General features: G+C 71.7%; 1 protein-coding gene. It reads right to left on the bottom strand.

From position 1 onward, the window contains the following. On the bottom strand, nucleotides 1-785 hold a 785-nt coding region (locus AC0CYZ_RS29915; RefSeq protein ID WP_472221749.1), incomplete at its 3' end, for a molybdopterin oxidoreductase family protein. Nucleotides 786-1,023: the final 238 nt, after the last annotated feature.

The raw sequence follows: 1,023 nt of genomic DNA, 5'->3' as shown, positions 1-1,023 counted from the left end.
ACGTGCCCGGTGAGCAGCGCGAGGTCGATGAGGGCCCGGACGTTGTCGACGGCGTTGTGGTGCTCGGTGATGCCGAGCGTCCAGCACAGCTGGGCGCGGTCGGCGGTCGCGTAGGCCAGGGCGGTCTCGCGGATCAGGCCGGCGTCGACGCCGGTGACCTGTGCGGCGCGCTCGAGCGTCCACGGCTCGACGGCGGCGACGTACTCGTCGAACCCGGTCGTCGCGCGCTCGATGAAGGGCCGGTTCTCCAGGCCCTCGTCGAGGATCACGCGGCCCATGGCGTGCGCGAGCGCGATGTCGGTCCCGACGTCGAGGGGCAGGTGCCCGCGCGCCCACTTCGCGGTGGCGGTCCGCCGCGGGTCGACGACGTAGAGCTCGGCCCCGCGCTTCAGCCCGGCGAGCACGTGGTGGAAGTAGATGGGGTGGGTCTCGCGCGCGTTCGAGCCCCAGAGCAGGACGAGGTCGGTGTCCTCGACCTCCGCGTACGCGCTGGTGCCACCACCGGCACCGAAGACCGCCGTCAGACCGACGACGCTGGGAGCGTGTCAAGTGCGGTTGCAGGAGTCCACGTTGTTGGACCCCATCACCACCCGGGCGAACTTCTGGGCGACGTAGTTCATCTCGTTCGTCGCCTTCGAGCAGGAGAACATCCCGTAGGCGCTCCCCGGCACGCCGCGGAAGCCCGCGGCGGCGCGGTCGAGGGCCTCGTCCCAGCTCGCGGGGCGGAGCTCGCCGTGCTCGCGGACGAGGGGCTCGGTGAGGCGGACGTGGCGCGGACCGCGCATGCGGATCGACCTCCGGCGTGACTACTGGGACGTGCTTGGCGGTCACGCTAAACGCCTTGGAGATCAAGTGCGACCCGGGTCACAGAAGATCGGGTGAGCGCGGTCACGGCTCCGCGACGGAGATCCCGGCGAGCAGCTCGGCGAGGCCTTCGACCTCGGGGTCGAGGCTCACCGCGATCACCCGCTCGGCCACGACGATCAGCGGCTCGGCCGCGGCGTTCGCGAGGTGGGCGAGCAG

The organism is Actinomycetospora sp. (assembly GCF_055612215.1).
Note: the sequence above shows the minus strand (reverse complement) of the source record. Positions and strands in the feature narration are given on the sequence as shown.